Below are 17,229 nucleotides of genomic sequence, written 5' to 3'. Positions count from 1 at the left end.
CGACCGGCCATGCGAATTTTCAGGAGCATTGACGAGATATCGGAACAGCTTCCTGGAGCGGTGGTGACCATCGGCAACTTCGATGGCGTTCACCTCGGCCACCGGGAGATCTTCCGCCGCGTGAAGCGCGATGCCGAGGCTTTCGGAGGCTCGTCGGTGGTCATCACCTTCGTTCCCCATCCCGTCAAGGCGCTCGGGCTGCCCCGGGAGTTGCGCCTCATCAATACCTATGCCGAGAAGGAACTTCTCATCGAGGCATCGGGGATCGATTATCTGATAACGGTGCCGTTTACCGCTGATTTCGCCGCAATCGGCGCCGAGGCGTTCGTCAAGGAGATTCTCGTCGGCCGGATCGGCATCCGCAAGCTCATCATCGGCTCGGACTATGCCTTTGGCCGGCGCCGCGAGGGAGATGTGGCGCTGCTCCGCCGCCTGGGGGAGACGCTCGGGTTCGAGGTGGAGGTTCTCGAGCAGATTTCCGGCGAGGGAACCGTCTACAGCAGCACCGCGGTGCGCCGCATGGTCGCCGAGGGAGATGTGCGCGGAGTGGTCCGGCTCATCGGCCGTCACTTCTCCATTGGCGGCAGGGTGATTCAGGGCCTGCACCGCGGCAAGGATCTCGGCTTTCCCACGGCGAATCTCGCCACGGAAAAAGAGCTGATTCCCCGGGCCGGTGTGTATGCCGTCAAGGTAAAGATCGGCACCGTCTTTTACGACGGGGCGTGCAACATCGGCAACAATCCCACGTTCGACAACGAGCGTGAAAGCATCGAAGTCTTCATCCTCGATTTTGACCGTGACATCTATGGTGAGGAAATCCGGATATATTTCATCGACCGGGTCCGCGACGAGCGGCGTTTTGCCGGGATCGAGGAGCTGAAGCGGGGCATTGCCGACGATGTGGCGACGTGCCGCTCCATTCTGGCGGATGTCACCATCATCGAATACCGGGAATATCTTGGTGGGGTTTCGGCGTGAAAGGGACGCTCAGGGACGCCCGATTCTGGCTCGGCCTTGCGGTCAGCGCCGCCTTGCTTGTCGTCCTCTTCCGGCATGTCGACGGTCGGCACCTTCTCGCGGCCCTGCGCCGCGTCGACGCGCGGTATCTGTCCCTGGCGGTGTTTGCCACCTTCCTTGGCTACTTCTTTCGCGCCGTACGCTGGAAGTATCTTGTGGCGCCATTGAAAAAGGCCGCATTCGGCAACCTCTTCTCGGCGACCCTCATCGGGTATATGGCGAACAACCTGCTCCCGGCGCGGCTCGGAGAGTTCGTCCGCGCCTACTCCCTTGCGGAGCGCGAACAGATCGAGGGGAGCGCCGTTTTTGCCACGTTGGTGCTCGATCGGCTGCTGGACGGCTTCACCGTCCTGTTGCTGCTGCTGATCGCGCTCTTCGGCGTCAGATTTCCGGTGGGAAGCGAGGCCGCCCAGCGGGGGCTCGTGATGGGGGGGTGGATTACTCTGGCCGTCTATCTGGTTGCGATTGCCGTTCTGCTCCTGCTCAAGCGGAACACGACCGGCACGCTCCGTTTCCTTGAGCTCTGTCTGAGACCCTTTCCCCGGCGATTCGCCGAACGGGTGATCCCGCTCGTCGGCGCCTTTATCGGGGGAATCAGACTGTCAAAGCATCCCCGAGATCTGTGGGCGCTCTGCTGGACATCCTTGGTGACGTGGGGGATCGCGACGGTGACGGTGGACCTGGGGCTCCGGGCCTTTGGCATTTCGTTGCCACTTACGGCGTCGGTCTTCATCCTGGTCCTTCTCGTCTTCGCGGTGATGGTTCCCGCGTCGCCCGGCTTTATTGGTACCTACCATGCCGCCTGCACCTTTGGGCTTCTCGCGTTCGGTGTTGAGCGCGAAATGGCTCTGAGTGTGGCAATTGTCGTCCATGCCGTGAATTTTTTCCCGGTGATTGTTGCCGGACTCTTCTGCATCTGGCGCGGCAAGGTTCCTCTGAAAACATTACGGAGCAACTCTTCCACGTGACAGAGACACATACCCTCGCTAATTTGCTCACGTGGTACCCGACCCCCAGTTATCTCGTCAAACGTCGGGCCATCCTCGACGTTCTGGCGCGTATCTCCGCGCGGAGTGTACTTGAGGTTGGATGCGGCGCAGGGGATCTTCTTCGGGAGTTGGGTAAACGCGGCTACACCGGCAGAGGAATCGATCTTTCGGCAGAAGCAGTGGCTACGGCCCGATTGAAGGTTAATCCCTCCTGTTTTTTTGTGGAACAGACGGAGCTTGGCGAGATTGACGAGCAGTTTGAGGTGGTGATCGCATCAGAGGTCTTGGAGCACTGCCTCGATGATGTAGCATTTCTCCTCGGGCTCAGGGAAAGGATCGTTGAGGGAGGGCACCTGCTATTGACTGTGCCTGCTCATATGGCCAAATGGGGTGACAACGACGAACTCTGCGGTCATGTCCGGCGTTACGAACGAGATCAGCTCTGGCAGATTCTCGAACAGGCCGGGTTTAAGCCACTCTTGATTTATTCCTACGGAGTGCCGATTTACAACCTTATGAAACCTTTTTACGATCACGCCGTGGCTGGCAAAATCCGGGAGGAAGAGGTGATTGAGGAGCGCACGGCCAAAAGCGGTGGAATGAAACTTCTTCCGGGAGGGGAAATCCTCTTTGGACTTTTGTTCAACGATTTTACAATGTTTCTGTTCTATCTCCTGCAGCGTTGTTTCTATCGGACCGATTTGGGTAACGGCTATCTAGCCGTTGCTCTGAATTCTGCAACACGAGGCAGCTGATATGCTTTCATCCTTCTTTCGGCGTGTCGATCCCTTCGCAGTACTGGCGGTCATCTTGCCTCTGCTGATCTACCTCCTAACCCTCGCCCCATCGGTCACCTTCTTCGACAGCGGCGAGTTTCTGACCGCCATCCATTCCCTCGGCATAGCCCATTCACCGGGATATCCTCTTTTCATCAATTACGCCAAGCCCTTTACCTGGCTCCCCTTCGGTAACATCGCCTTACGCGCCAATATGGCGACTGCCGTTTCCGCCTCCGCTGCCTGCTTCGGCGTCTACTTCATTACCCGCTACCTTCTGAGCCATGAAGCGGAGACCTCTGGCAAGCCACGCTCCTCATACCTCCTCGGGGGATGCTCCCTTGCTGCGGCACTCACCTTTGCCTTTTCGGCCCGTCTCTGGCTCCAATCGAACCACGACAAACCCTATCCGCTCGTCTCGTTCATGGCGGCGGTTGTCTTTTATCTGCTGCTCCGCTGGCGCGAGCGTTTTGACCGGGGGGAGGAGTGTCCGCACTATGTCTATCTGGGAGCCTTCATCTGCGGGCTCGCCACCGGCGCGCACCAGACCATCGTTCTTCTTCTTCCTGCCTACGGCTGGCTGATCCTCTCAAAGCAGTGGCGCCTCATCGGAAGGGTTAAAGAGATCATCATCGCGATTGCCTTTGGCATCTTCGGATTCGCAATTCAGCTTCACCTCCCGCTCAGGGCGATCCGCTCCCCCCTTCTCAACTGGGGTGACCCGAAGACGCTGGACCAGTTCCTCTGGGACCTGCTGCGCAAGGGATACCCGAGCGAGCCCCCCGTGCGGGACCTGCCTCTTCTCTGGCAGCAGCTGGCAGCCTTCAATATCCCGCGGGAGTTCACCTGGGCCGGGCTTGTACTGTTTTTGATCGGTGCCTTCGTCTCGCTGAAGAGCCGCCGCGACGAGGTGCTGGCGTATCTTTTCGGTGTGGTCTGTTCCCTCCTCGTCATTGTCGGTTACTTCAATGCTCCAACCGACATGATATTCCTGACCGAGGAATTCTTTACCCCCCTGTACCTGTTGACCGCCGTATTCGTCGGGCTGGGGCTCCACTGGCTGCTCTCGAAGGGGATGGCGGGCATCGTGCGGGAGAAGCTGGCCTCTTTGCCGGTGAAGATTCTGGTCGCGGTGTTCCTTCTCGTTCTTCCCTCCGCCATCTGCGCTCTCAACTACTACGAGAATGACCAGAGCGAAAACTACGTGGCGTTTGATTACGCCAGCAACACCTTCCGTTCCCTCCAGCAGGGGAGCGTTCTGTTCACGTGGGGTGACAGTGGCGCGTTCCCGCTCTGGTACCTCCAGGGGGCCGAGCGGATGCGCGAGGATCTTGATCTGCTCCACACGCCCCATCTGGTGTTTGGGTGGTATCTCGACGCATTTCCCCACCTCTTCGGCCGAAGCCTTCTGCGTTCCGTTCCGGCGGATTCCCTTGCTGCCGATGCGGCGCTGAAGCTTGCCATTGCCGAACAGATCGACCGGCGTCCGGTTTTTGTCGATTTTTCAACCCGCTATTCCATGCCGTTTACGGAGTACGGCCTGAAGCAGCGGGGAATCTGCTACCAGTTGGTCAAGGGAGGGGCATCGTCCTTGATCCCGCCGGACAATGGTGTGTGGGGGATGTACAGCGTTCGGGGATACACGAGTCAGATGGGATTCCGTGATCTGGACACCGGCAAGGCGATACTGATCTATGCGAGCAGCAGGATAGAGGGGGGGGAGACGCTGTTGCGTCTCGGCCGAGGCGAAGAGGGGGTTGCCGAATTGCGGGAGGCGGCGACGATTTCCCCCGAGCTGGCCCCGCAGGTGAGTCAGCTGCTTGCCACATACGGGATTCGTTGACCATGACCATTTCCGGAAAAACCAGGATCCTCGGCATCATCGGCTGGCCCGTGGAGCACTCCCTTTCCCCGCTCATGCAGAATGCGGCGCTGGAAGAGATGGGGCTCGATTATGTCTATGTGCCGTTCCCCGTTCGGGAGGAGGGACTCGGCGCCGCCATTGGGGGAATGAGGGCGCTGGGGGTTGCGGGATTTAACGTCACCATCCCCCACAAGACGGCGGTGATCCCCTGCCTCGACCGTCTTGCGCCCGAAGCGGCCTTGATCGGGGCCGTCAATACGGTGAAACGGGAAGGGGATGACCTCGTCGGTTACAATACCGACGGAGTCGGTTTTTTGAACTCGCTCCGGGATGACCTGGGATTCGATCCTGCCGGCGCGCGAATCCTTCTTCTGGGAGCGGGGGGGGCGGGGCGCGCGGCGCTTGCGTCGCTCTGCCGGGCAGGGGCTGCGCAGGTTCTCATTGCCAACCGGAACGCTGAACGGGGGGAGGGGCTCGCGGAGGAGTTTCGCAGTTTTTTCAGCGGCACGCAAATTGCTGCGTTCGGCCTTGGTTCTCCGTCTGTTACCGATGAGATCCAAAAAGTTGACCTTCTCGTCAATACTACGTCCGTCGGGATGGGGGATACGGTCTTCGAAGGCCTCGATCTCTCCCTCCTGAAGCCCGATGCGTCGGTATACGACATGGTCTACGCCCCCTGGGAGACCCCTCTGCTCAAGGAGGCACGCCGCCAAGGGGTGCGGTGTGCAAATGGTATCGGGATGCTGGTGGCTCAGGGGGAGTGTTCCCTTGAGATCTGGACGGGGAAGGTGCCGCCATCCGGCGTCATGAAGAGTCGTATTTGGGCTGCCTTGGGGCGCTAACCAGTTCTTGACATTGGTTTTTTGTCGCCCTACGATTGAATCCGATTTTACACTGGAGTGTCTATGCAGGCCAGCAGACTGGGAGAACTCCTGGTTCGAAATAACATTATAACCAAAGAGCAGCTCACCAAAGCCCTCGAAGAACAGAAGAGTTCCGGGGGACAGGTCAGGCTTGGTTCCATTCTTATTAAAAATGGTCTCATTGCGGAGCCTGATCTGACGATGTTTCTGTCCAAGCAGTACGGGGTTCCCTCCATCAATCTGAGCGAGTTCGAGGCCGACCCGTCCGTTGTCAAGATCATCCCTGCCGATGTAGCTCAGAAATACCAGATCGTTCCGGTGAACAGGGCGGGTGCCACCCTGATCATCGCCATGAGCGATCCCTCCAACATCTTCGCCATTGACGACATCAAGTTCATGACCGGCTATAACGTCGAGGTGGTGGTTGCCTCCGAAACGGCCATCAAGACCGCCATCGACAAGTATTATGACCAGTCGGCGTCTCTGGCCGATGTCATGAACGATCTGGAAATGGATGATCTTGAGGTCGTCGGCGATGATGAGGATGTCGACGTCTCTTCGCTGGAGCGGGCCACCGAAGATGCTCCGGTCGTCAAGCTCGTGAACCTGATTCTGACCGACGCCATCAAGAAAAAGGCGAGCGATATCCATATTGAGCCCTATGAACGGAGCTTCCGGGTCCGATACCGGATCGACGGCGTGCTGTACGAGGTGATGAAACCCCCGCTGAAGCTCAAGAACGCCATCACCTCCCGGATCAAGATCATGGCTGAGCTCGACATTGCGGAGCGGCGGCTTCCCCAGGACGGACGGATCAAGATCAAGCTCGGTGGCGGACAGGATATGGACTACCGCGTTTCGGTGCTTCCGACACTGTTTGGAGAGAAGGTGGTACTCCGGCTTCTGGATAAGTCCAACCTCCAACTCGACATGACAAAGCTCGGCTATGAGCCCGATGCGCTGCAGCATTTTCAGGAGGCCATCCATAAACCGTTCGGCATGGTGCTCGTTACCGGCCCTACGGGGAGCGGCAAGACGGTTTCCCTCTACTCGGCCCTCTCCGAGCTCAACAAGGTCACCGAGAATATCTCCACCGCCGAGGATCCGGTCGAGTTCAACTTCGCCGGCATCAACCAGGTGCAGATGCACGAGGATATCGGGCTCAACTTTGCGGCGGCGTTGCGTTCCTTCCTTCGTCAGGATCCGGATATTATCATGATCGGCGAGATCCGGGACTTCGAGACCGCAGAGATCGGCATCAAGGCGGCCTTGACTGGTCACATGGTTCTCTCGACGCTCCATACCAACGATGCGCCTTCCACTATCAACCGTCTCCTCAATATGGGGATTGAGCCATTCCTCGTCGCTTCGGCGGTCAACCTCATTACTGCGCAGCGCCTTGCCCGGCGGGTCTGCTCCGAGTGTAAGGTCGTGGAGGAGGTCCCGGTGCAGTCTCTCATCAACGCCGGGGTCCCTCCGGAAGAGGCCCCGGAGTATGTCTGCTACAGGGGATCCGGATGTGCCAAGTGCAATAACACCGGCTACAAGGGGCGGGTCGGCTTTTATCAGGTGATGCCGATGCTCGAAGAGATTCGGGAGCTGATCCTCAACGGTGCGAATACGGCAGAGATCAAGCGCGAATCGATGCGGCTCGGCATTAAGACCATGCGGCAGTCGGGACTCACCAAGCTCAAGGAAGGGGTTACGTCGTTCGAAGAGGTGCTGCGGGTCACCGTGGCTGACGACTAGGAGGGTTACACTCTATGGCAAACATGCACCAATTGCTGACCGAACTGGTGAATCGGGGTGGGTCCGACCTCCACCTTACCACTAACACCCCTCCTCAAATTCGGGTTGATGGTAAGCTTATTCCCCTGGACATGCCCCCCCTGAACGCGATCGATACCAAGCAGCTCTGTTACAGTATCCTTACCGAACAGCAGAAGCACAAGTTCGAGGAAGTCAATGAGCTTGATCTCTCCTTCGGCATCAAGGGGCTTTCCCGTTTCAGGGGGAACGTCTTCGTCCAGCGTGGCGCGGTTGCCGGGGTTTTCCGGGTCATCCCCTACAAGATCCTCACCTTTGAAGAGCTTGGCCTTCCGCCCGTCGTCAAGGATCTGGCGGAAAAGCCCCGGGGACTCATTCTGGTGACCGGTCCCACCGGCAGTGGCAAATCGACGACGCTCGCCGCCATTATCGACAAGATCAACAATGAGCGCCACGAGCATATCGTGACGGTGGAAGATCCGATCGAATACCTCCATCCCCACAAGAGTTGTGTCGTGAACCAGCGGGAAGTCGGTGCGGACACTAAGAGCTTCAAGAACGCCCTCAAGTACATCCTCCGTCAGGACCCGGACGTGGTACTCGTCGGAGAACTCAGGGACCTGGAAACCATCGAAGCGGCGCTGACTCTGGCGGAGACTGGGCACCTCTGTCTCGCCACGCTCCACACCAACTCCTGTGTGCAGACCATCAACCGTATCGTCGACGTCTTTCCCCCGTATCAGCAGCCCCAGGTCCGTGCCCAGCTTTCGTTCGTCCTGGAAGGAGTCATTTCCCAGTCACTGCTCCCCAAGGCCAGCGGCAAGGGGAGGGTGCTGTCGCTCGAGGTCATGGTCCCCAACCCTGCCATCCGCAACCTGATCCGCGAGGACAAGATCCACCAGATCTACTCGCAGATGCAGGTTGGACAGGAGAAGTTCGGGATGCAGACCATGAACCAGTCGCTGTACAGTCTGCTTCAGAAACGCCTCGTTGCCATGGATGTGGCGATGGCACGCTCATCGGATCCGGATGAACTTAAACAGATGCTCACAAGCGGGATGAGGCCCCAGGGACCGCGTCCAACCATGAGATAAGCGGGCGAAGTGACGCCCAGGAGGACGGCAATGCCAAAATTCAATTGGGAAGCCAGAAGCCGGACCGGTTCGACACAAAAGGGGGTCATGGAGGCTGCGAGCTCCGCTCTCGTCGAATCCCAGCTCAAAAAGTACGGGTTCACCAATATTTCGGTCAAGGAAGAGGGTAGAGGACTCAGCATGGAGCTGAAGTTCTCTGGTTTCGGGAAGAAGGTCGAAACCAAGGATCTTGTCGTTTTTACGCGACAGTTTGCCACCATGATCGATTCCGGTCTTCCCCTCGTCCAGTGCCTTGACATCCTCTCCAGTCAGCAAGAGAACAAGACCTTCAAGGAGGTTCTCGTCAAGGTCAAGGAGACGGTCGAGGGGGGGTCCACCTTTGCCGATGCCCTCTCCAAACATCCGAAGGTGTTTGACAATCTCTATGTCAACCTTGTCGCCGCCGGTGAAATCGGCGGTATTCTCGATACGATCCTGAACCGTCTGGCGGCGTACATCGAAAAGGCGATGAAGCTCAAGAAGCAGATTAAGGGGGCCATGGTCTACCCGACGACCATCATGTCGATCGCGGTGATCGTCGTTGGCGTCATCCTGATTTTTGTTATCCCGACCTTCGCCAAGATGTTTGCCGATTTCGGGGGCGAACTGCCGGCACCGACCAAGTTCGTCATTGCGCTCAGCAATTTCATCGTCAAATATATCATTTTGATCATCGGTCTGATATTCGCCGTTGTCATGGCGGTCAAGAAATATTACGCGACGCCGAAGGGGAGGAAGGTCATTGATGCCCTTGCACTCAAGGCCCCCATTGCCGGCCCCCTGATCCGCAAGGTTTCCGTTGCCAAGTTCACCCGTACCCTCGGCACCATGATCTCCAGTGGCGTCCCGATCATGGACGGCCTTGAGATCGTTGCCAAGACGGCGGGCAACAAGATCGTCGAAGAGGCAATCTTCAGGGTTCGACAGGCGATTTCCGAAGGAAAGACCATGGCTGAGCCGCTACAGGAGTGCGGGATCTTCCCCCCCATGGTCGTGCAGATGATCTCCGTCGGTGAGGCGACCGGTGCCATGGACGCAATGCTGACCAAGATTGCCGACTTCTACGACGATGAGGTCGATGAAGCGGTCGGGGCCATGACGGCCATGATGGAACCACTTCTGATGGTGTTTCTCGGCACTACGGTCGGCGGACTCGTCGTAGCCATGTACCTGCCGATATTCAAGCTTGCCGGTGCAGTTGGCGGTTGATAATGGCCCAAACGAGGCGTCTTCTGTGGTTCATTTGTGCCCGGGTGGCTGTTGTTACGCTTTTTCTGGCATCCACGCTGGTTCTGAAGATAAAGGGAAACGGTACCCTTGGTGAAGAAGCCCTTGACGGCATCACCAAACTCATAATTGCCACCTACGGCGTTTCCATCCTCTCTCTGCTGTTTGTGAGGATAGTCAGAAGTTACAATCAATCCCTGACCTACATTCAGATTATCTGGGACATCCTCTTTGTCACGGTTCTGATCATCTTTACCGGTGGTATTGGTAGTCCGTTTTCTTTCCTCTATCTGCTCGCCATCACGAATGCGAGCATTCTCATCGCGCGTCGCGAGGCCCTTTATACTGCCTCACTCTGTGTTATCCTCTATGGTGCGATCATCGACCTCCAGTACTACGGGAGACTTGTCGCCATCGGGTTGAGTCCCGTTGCCGCACTTCAGTATGGCACAACCTACATCTTCTACACCCTGTTCATCAACATCCTCGCCTTTTACCTGACCGCCCTCCTCACCGGGTATCTTGCCGAACGGGCAGTGCGCAGCGAGTCCGAGCTGAAGCAGAGGGCCATAGATTATGAGGAGCTTGAGCGTCTCAATAGTGCCATCGTCTCGAACCTCAACAGTGGTCTGGTAACAATAACCCGTGATGGGAAAATCCGGGTGTTCAACCGCTATGCGGAGGTGATGACCGGTGTAACGCAAGAGGATGCGTACGACCGCACGCTCTTTGATCTCCTTCCCGGATTTCGTCACTACGCGTCGACCATTCATGAGGTGAAGCGCGGTGAATTCGAGTACAAGGCGAATGATGGGAGGATGCTGGTTATCGGATTCAGCAGTGCCCCTCTTGCCGGGTCTTCGTCTACAGAGGCGGGGGTACTGATTAACTTTCAGGATCTTACGAAGCTCAAGCGGATGGAGGAGAGTCTCAAACGGGCAGACCGTCTGGCGGCGATTGGTGAGCTGGCCGCGCGCATCGCCCACGAGATCCGCAATCCCCTGGCCTCGATCAGTGGCTCAGTTCAGCTCATTGCCGCGGGAGAAGGGGTTCAGGAGAATGACCAGCGTCTCTTCGGTATAGTCTTGAGGGAAGCAGATCGTTTGAACCACCTCATCGAAGATTTCCTGGCCTATGCCCGACCCACCCGCCCCGCGCCGTCATCGATCAATCTTTGCTCGATGGTCGATGAGATCAGGTCACTGCTTCGCACCGATAAACGTTTTGTGCGGACCGGGATAGAGAACAGCGTTGACCCTCACCTGATGCTTACCGTTGACCCTGACCTGTTTCGCCAGGTGCTCTGGAACCTGCTCGTGAATGCGGCCGATGCGATGCCCCAGGGTGGTACGGTGTCGGTCTCTGGTCAGAGTGAAGATGAAGTCCGGCCCAGTGGCGAGCGTCGCCAGACCTCCCGGATCGCCATCCGGGATACGGGATGCGGCATGAGTGACGAACTCATATCCCATGTGTTTGAGCCCTTTTATACCACCAAGACAGGTGGGACAGGTCTTGGCCTTGCCACCGTCTATCGCATAGTCGAGGCCCACGGAGGGAGAATAGCCGTCAGGAGTGAACAGGGGAGGGGGACGGAGTTCACCATCTATCTTCCTGCCCGACGTTGATAGAGCATAGTCGCGAACAGCACCGGAGAACAATTGTGGAAATAAGGGTTTTGGTAGTCGATGATGAGTTGAGCATGCGTGAATTTCTCGCCATCCTCCTTGAGCGGGAAGGATACGCGGTGGATCAGGCTGAAAGTGCGGAGACGGCCCTCGAATTTCTGGAGGCAAATTCTTATGATCTCGTGATCTCCGACGTGCAGATGCCAGGGCTCGATGGCATCCAGTTGCTCGGAAAGATCAAGGATGCCACTCCTGAGACCGCCGTGTTGATGATGACCGCTTTTTCGACCGCGGAACAGGCCGTCGAGGCGATGAAGCTCGGCGCCTATGATTACATTGCCAAGCCGTTCAAGGTGGAAGAGGTAAAGATCCTTGTCCGGAACGCCCTGGAGAAACGTGATCTCAAGCGGGAGAACCAGCGGCTCCGTCAGGAGGTGCAGGAACGGTACAGTTTCAGCGGCCTCCTCGGCAAGAGCAAGAAGATGCGTGAGCTCTACGAGCTCATCGAGAAGGTGGCGCCCAGCATGGCCAACGTCCTCGTTCTCGGTGAAAGCGGTACCGGCAAGGAACTGGTTGCGCGGGCCATCCACTATAATAGTTCGCGCAAGGACAAACCATTTGTGGCGGTGAACTGCGGGGCAATTCCTGAAACGCTCATGGAGAGCGAACTGTTCGGCCACAAGAAAGGCGCCTTCACCGGGGCAATCAATGATCGCGCCGGACTCTTCGAGCAGGCTGGGGGAGGGACCCTCTTTCTCGACGAGATCGGCGAGGTGCCGCTCCAGCTTCAGGCCAAACTCCTGCGTGTTCTGCAGGAAAAGGAATTCCGGAGGGTTGGGGGAATCGCGGACCAGAAGGCCGATGTGCGGATCGTCGCTGCCTCGAACCGCAATCTTGAAGAGCAGGTCCGCGAAGGATCGTTTCGCGAGGACTTGTTTTACCGGTTGAATGTGGTGCAAATCCAGATGCCGCCGCTTCGGGATCGAAACGAAGACATCCCTCAACTCGTGGAGCATTTTTTCCGGAAGCACGTCCCGGCTGCATCGGGCGTGGAGATTATCACCCCTGGGGCCCTTAAGCTGCTCATGTCCTACAACTTCCCCGGCAACGTCCGCGAACTCGAAAATCTTGTGGAGCGGTGCGCAGTCCTGGGCAACCGCGAGATCGACGTGGAATCTCTTCCTACTCAGATCAAAGGGGCTCAGTCACAACTCTCGTCAACGTCGTGCGACGAAATTGTGATTCCTCCAGAGGGAATGAACCTGGAGGGTTATTTGGACGAGATCGAGAAGAAGATCCTCTTGCAGGCCCTCGAGCGCTGTGGAGGAGTGAAGAAAAAGGCTGCGGAGCTGCTGGGGCTGACCTTCAGGTCGTTTCGTTATCGCCTGGCCAAATTTGGGATGGATGAAGAATAGATGGTGACAAATTCTGTCAGACTTGGTGACGAAATGAGGAGGAGTGGCGGTTGGTTTTTTTGAAAACGGCGGTGGTTACGCAGTAACAGCTTGAAATTGTTGGATGGGTGATTTTGGCCCACCTTTTGCTCATAGAATGACAACGTTTAAGGATTAAACGGATAATTGGCCAAGCTATCCAAATTCACAACCGCTGAAGCAGCACAAAGAAAGGAGTCAAACATGTTACAGAAACTGAGAAGTAAAAAAGGCTTTACCCTCATCGAGTTGCTGATCGTCGTAGCTATCATCGGTATCCTGGCGGCCATTGCGATTCCGCAGTTCACTGCATACCGCGCCAAGAGTTACAACAGCGCCGCCCAAAGTGACTTGCGCAACTTCAAGACTGCTATGGAAGCTGCCTATACAGACACTCAGTCCTATCCGAATATTTAACCATTGGTCAAAGTTAAACTTTTGAAAGGAGCAGTAATATGAAAAATCTGATGGTACTATCCTTCGTAAGCGTGCTTACCATAGCGGTCGGTGCTGCGGCATATGCAGCGCCGATCACCACCAGTACCACACTAGGTACTACTACAACCTTCACTCCCTCGTCCAACGTGCAGGTGGACGCTTGGGCTTCTAACTCTGCTTATGCCGCCACTTCCCAGCATCTGAGTGGCAATCGGATTTTCTTCGGTATGAATGGTGATTCCAAGATTTATTTCAACACGAAGACAGCCGGATCACAAGCATCTGTCAGCATCGGGAGTGCCGGTGCTCCTGCGACAACTGTACCGACTGGCTACACCACTCTGTAATTTCACTATTATGATAGGTGGAAAAGGGTTGATGAAAATCAACCCTTTTTTTTTGAAGCATGATAACAGGGGAAGATGGAAGCCACTATGATGAATGATCTGAAAGCCTCTTTGACGAGAGTTCACATACAGATATTGCTCATTTCTGGGATTATTCTTCTGCTCTATTATCCAACCCTCTTCTCAGAAATATCCCTCCTTGACGATCAGGAGATGATCACCTCTCTTTTCAACTCCAGCGTATTTAATATACAGGATATTTTCTTTCCCCGGGCTCATCATGGAGGTTACTACCGCCCCTTGATCGGCCTAAGTTTTCAATTTGACAAGATCGCATGGGATTTGGCACCAACAACCATGCATCTTGAAAATGTTCTGCTCCATCTTTGTATTGCCTTGTCAATGCTCTGGTTAGGAAGGATATTGTTTCGGCAAAGGCCGCATGGCGGGGTGGTTGCCTTTTGCTCGACATTGCTGTTTTCGGTTCATCCATTGGCCACTGAGTCGATCAACTGGATATCCGGACGAACTGATCTGCTGGCTGGAGCAATTTTGTTGCCGGGCGTTTGCCTGTTTATTGTCTCCCGCAAGCATATGCATTGGTTCGGCATGGTTGCCGCCTTGACAATTATGATGTTCAGTTGGTTGGCCAAGGAGACAACTGTCGCATTTATTTTGGCCTTACCACTACTGATAGCTGGGTTGGAAAGTGGCCATCTCGTTCCGTATACTGAACATCAGCACGAAAAATTTCAGGCGGGCTTTTTGCTCTGTGGTGTCCTTGCAGTCCTGTTTGAATTTGCCACTTACAATGGCTTGGTTGCCGTACTGATCATTGTAATTGCGGGAGGATTCTACTTTTTGAAGTTCTCCACGATGGCCGATAATTTTAGAAAAGCTTCTATGCTGCTGCTGTTGTCATTACTAGTGATAATGTTTATCTGGGGATCGCGGAAACTTGCATTTGTGTCGAGTTTTCCCCAAATAGGTCAGACCTTTCATAAGATATTGTTGGATCCCAACCGTACCGTACATCTGTTCCTTGGCGCCATTGCCTTTTATTTCAAGAAATTTATTCTCCCGGTGCCCCTGAATCTGGCAATAAGTGATATTGACCCTGTTTATGGTATCATAGGCATCGCTGTGATGGTGGCGTGCACATTTCTGTTAATACGCAAGAGCTTGTTATCTGGATTAGGTCTGTCAGGCATGGCGCTCTTGTTGCCGGTGCTGCCTCTGGCACTCGGAACCATCGCTTGGACACCTTATGCCGAACGATACGTTTATCTCGCCATGCCATTCTGGTTGCTGGCATTCGGGTGCGTTGTGCTTGAGAAAAAGATTGCTTTAGCCCCAACAGTTTTAATCCTTTTCAGCATACTGTTGCTGGTAAGCTCTTTAATCACCTTCCAGCGTAATCTGATCTGGCAAACTAACGTATCTATCCTTGCCGATACAGTGGCAAAATCACCTCAAAACCTCAATGTTCACGGGCTGTATATGAGTGCATTATTCAGTAAAGGATATTACGATGAAGCAATAGATCAATATTTTACTGCACAAAAAATGTATAAAATAATTGTGAATTACGACGATCGCATGGATCTTCTCTATGCCGATATACTTAATATTCAAGGCAAGCAAGATAAGGCGGAGCATATCTACCGTGATATTTTAATAAAATCGAAGGGTAAGAGTATCGGAGCACTACAGGGCATGATCGGTTATTACAGTTATCTGATGAACAAAGACAACAAACAAAAAACCGTCTATTTAAAGGCGATGAAAGGCTATGCCGTAAAACTGACAGAGCTAACCACTAACCCGGAAGATCTTTATCAATTAGGTAAAATATATCACAGACTGGGCGAATATAGTTCAGCTGAGGCAGTTTTCAATACTGCTCTCATGCATCACGATCTTGATGCCTCCTCAAATATTGCAATACATAAAATTATTTCTCATTACAGGAGCAGATCATGTTTGAAATGAGCCGCATAACTATAATTGGTATATTTCGAGACAGGGTATTTCAAGGAATTATAGGGTTGGCAATACTCTTCTTGTTCATTCCTTCGGCAGCATCCTTTTCCATGCGTCAGGTGACAGAGCTAGCCATCACCCTTTCCTTGTCGCTGATATCCGCTATATTACTGCTACTGGCGGTTTTCTTGGGGGCTACTTCGATCTGGAAGGAAATCGAGAGGCGTTATTCCTATAGTGTCCTGAGTTTGCCCTTGAGCCGCCCATCGTTTTTGCTCGGACGTTTTTTGGGCATTGCTCTGTTTATGGCGCTAACTGCGCTTGTGTTGGGAGTTGCCGCCTGTCTATCAATCATGTTCGCGTCAATCATGTATCCGCCCACTCGACCGATTGCTTGGCACATAATAGTGGTCAGCATCGGATTTGATGCCTTGAAGTATATTTTGCTTGTGGCGATTGCTATGACCCTGTCTACGGTGAGCACCTCTTTCTTTCTCCCGATTTTCGGCTCTATAAGTGCATTTTTAACTGGGACCATATCACAACAGGTTTATGATTTCATCAGGTCCTCAGTCGCCGAAAATACTTTTTCACCCTTTATGAAAAAATGTGTGATGATCTTGTACTATATTTTGCCGAATTTGGCAGGCTTCGATCTTAAGGTAAATGCAATTTATGCTTTGCCATTAAATGGCAACGGCGTGTTACTGACAGTGGCATATTTCGTGGTATATCTTGCTATAGTACTGTCATTGTCAATGTTGTTCTTTGAGCGGAGGGAAATTTAAGTGACATTTTTATTCCGACAACAGATGTCTATTATCATATTTATGGTTGCACTTTGTCTGTACTGGTCCATCATCGGTCCATTTAGTTTATATATGAAGCAGAAACCAATCGAGGAAAAGTTGGGTTATGTACCGAGTTTGAAAGTTATACGTGTAATGAGTGCGGACCATAAGGAATTGATGGGAGCGTCATTAATCACGAAGGTCCTGATGTACTATGGTGGAATAACCATGAAAGCCCAGGATAACGTGATGGTTGAGCCGCCTGATTACCAAATGATGTCACGGATTATCCATGGTGCCTTGCAGTTGGACCCGTATAACATGGACGGCTATTATTTTGCTCAGTCTTTTCTTACCTGGGAGATACATCAATATCAATTGGCCAACAACTTGCTTGACTATGGCATGAAGTACCGTACCTGGGATTGGTATCTACCATTCTTTGCCGGTTTCAACAGTTCCTATTTTCTTGGAGATTTTCAATCAGCGGCTAGGTATTACAAATTGGCCGGCGAGCTGTCAGGCTCCGATTTGCCAAAGCTTTTGGCGGGACGTTATTTGCAGCAGTCTGGACAGACGGAACTTGCAATTGCCTATCTGACCGCCATGGAAAAAGGTGTAAGGAATCTAGCGGTTAAGAAGAATTATCAGATACGTTTGGCATCGTTCAAAGCGGTGCGTAGGATTGAACTGGCGCGTGACAGCTACTTGAAATCGGGAGGAAGCCTACCCGTGACGGTCGAAAAGTTGGCGAATATGGGTATTCTATCACCCCCTCCCTTGGATCCATATGGCGGTAAATTTTATATCGAGGCAGATGGGCGAGTGTCAACCACTAGTAAGTTCGCGTTTAGCGGCAAAAAGTAGACTATGAATATTGTCATTGTTAAACTTAGTTTATCTCTGGGTATGATTCTTCTGGTTCTAGTCTCTGATTAAATTAATTGGCGGTTATAACTAGTATATGTCGCACTAT

The 17,229-nt window shown here is 54.0% G+C and carries 15 protein-coding genes; all 15 read left to right on the top strand.

Translation table 11 applies throughout. From position 1 onward, the window contains the following. Positions 1-9: 9 nt before the first annotated feature. The 15 genes from GPICK_RS08630 to GPICK_RS08560 all read left to right on the top strand — a co-directional run bounded on the left by GPICK_RS08630 (position 10) and on the right by GPICK_RS08560 (position 17,120). Complete coding sequence (locus GPICK_RS08630) at positions 10-978, top strand: bifunctional riboflavin kinase/FAD synthetase (protein ID WP_039742261.1); 969 nt, start codon at positions 10-12, stop codon at positions 976-978. After that, positions 975-1,985, top strand: coding sequence for a lysylphosphatidylglycerol synthase transmembrane domain-containing protein (locus GPICK_RS08625; protein ID WP_039742260.1), 1,011 nt, complete (start codon positions 975-977; stop codon positions 1,983-1,985). Before GPICK_RS08630 ends, GPICK_RS08625 begins: the two co-directional genes overlap by 4 nt. After that, positions 1,982-2,761, top strand: a complete 780-nt coding sequence (locus GPICK_RS08620; protein ID WP_039742258.1) for a class I SAM-dependent methyltransferase — start codon at positions 1,982-1,984, stop codon at positions 2,759-2,761. The genes GPICK_RS08625 and GPICK_RS08620 overlap by 4 nt, the downstream gene beginning before the upstream one ends. Before the next feature lies 1 nt (position 2,762). Then, complete coding sequence (locus GPICK_RS08615; protein WP_039742256.1) at positions 2,763-4,625, top strand: glycosyltransferase family 117 protein; 1,863 nt, start codon at positions 2,763-2,765, stop codon at positions 4,623-4,625. Positions 4,626-4,627: 2 nt separating this feature from the next. Next, a complete protein-coding gene (gene aroE / locus GPICK_RS08610) occupies positions 4,628-5,488 on the top strand; it encodes a shikimate dehydrogenase (protein WP_039742254.1) in 861 nt (286 codons plus the stop codon). A 63-nt stretch (positions 5,489-5,551) separates the two neighbouring features. Beyond that, a complete protein-coding gene (gene pilB, locus GPICK_RS08605) occupies positions 5,552-7,258 on the top strand; it encodes a type IV-A pilus assembly ATPase PilB (RefSeq protein ID WP_039742252.1) in 1,707 nt (568 codons plus the stop codon). Between the two features lie 14 nt (positions 7,259-7,272). Further along, complete coding sequence (locus tag GPICK_RS08600; protein WP_039742249.1) at positions 7,273-8,370, top strand: type IV pilus twitching motility protein PilT; 1,098 nt, start codon at positions 7,273-7,275, stop codon at positions 8,368-8,370. Positions 8,371-8,400: 30 nt separating this feature from the next. Then, positions 8,401-9,618: a type II secretion system F family protein gene (locus GPICK_RS08595; RefSeq protein WP_039742246.1), complete on the top strand. Its 1,218-nt coding sequence runs from the start codon at positions 8,401-8,403 to the stop codon at positions 9,616-9,618. Between the two features lie 2 nt (positions 9,619-9,620). Then, positions 9,621-11,261 (top strand): two-component system sensor histidine kinase NtrB, encoded by a 1,641-nt coding sequence (locus tag GPICK_RS08590; RefSeq protein WP_039742244.1) that lies wholly within the window; start codon positions 9,621-9,623, stop codon positions 11,259-11,261. Between the two features lie 35 nt (positions 11,262-11,296). Continuing rightward, positions 11,297-12,676, top strand: a complete 1,380-nt coding sequence (locus GPICK_RS08585; protein WP_039742241.1) for a sigma-54-dependent transcriptional regulator — start codon at positions 11,297-11,299, stop codon at positions 12,674-12,676. 222 nt (positions 12,677-12,898) lie between these two features. Then, positions 12,899-13,111: a type IV pilin protein gene (locus tag GPICK_RS18025; RefSeq protein ID WP_039742239.1), complete on the top strand. Its 213-nt coding sequence runs from the start codon at positions 12,899-12,901 to the stop codon at positions 13,109-13,111. A gap of 38 nt (positions 13,112-13,149) precedes the next feature. Next, on the top strand, positions 13,150-13,479 hold the full coding sequence (locus tag GPICK_RS08575) for a hypothetical protein (protein ID WP_039742234.1): 330 nt from the start codon (positions 13,150-13,152) through the stop codon (positions 13,477-13,479). Positions 13,480-13,554: 75 nt separating this feature from the next. Then, entirely contained in the window at positions 13,555-15,471 is a 1,917-nt protein-coding gene (locus tag GPICK_RS08570) for a tetratricopeptide repeat protein (RefSeq protein WP_144400071.1), read from the top strand. Next, positions 15,459-16,250, top strand: coding sequence for a membrane protein (locus tag GPICK_RS08565; RefSeq protein ID WP_039742229.1), 792 nt, complete (start codon positions 15,459-15,461; stop codon positions 16,248-16,250). The genes GPICK_RS08570 and GPICK_RS08565 overlap by 13 nt, the downstream gene beginning before the upstream one ends. A gap of 24 nt (positions 16,251-16,274) precedes the next feature. Continuing rightward, a complete protein-coding gene (locus GPICK_RS08560; protein WP_039745541.1) occupies positions 16,275-17,120 on the top strand; it encodes a hypothetical protein in 846 nt (281 codons plus the stop codon). Positions 17,121-17,229 lie beyond the last annotated feature (109 nt).

Origin of the sequence: Geobacter pickeringii (assembly GCF_000817955.1) — a bacterium.
In the GTDB taxonomy this organism is placed as follows: Bacteria; Desulfobacterota; Desulfuromonadia; order Geobacterales; family Geobacteraceae; genus Geobacter; species Geobacter pickeringii.
The sequence above is the reverse complement of the archived record's forward strand: the minus strand, read 5'-3'. Positions and strand labels throughout refer to the sequence as shown.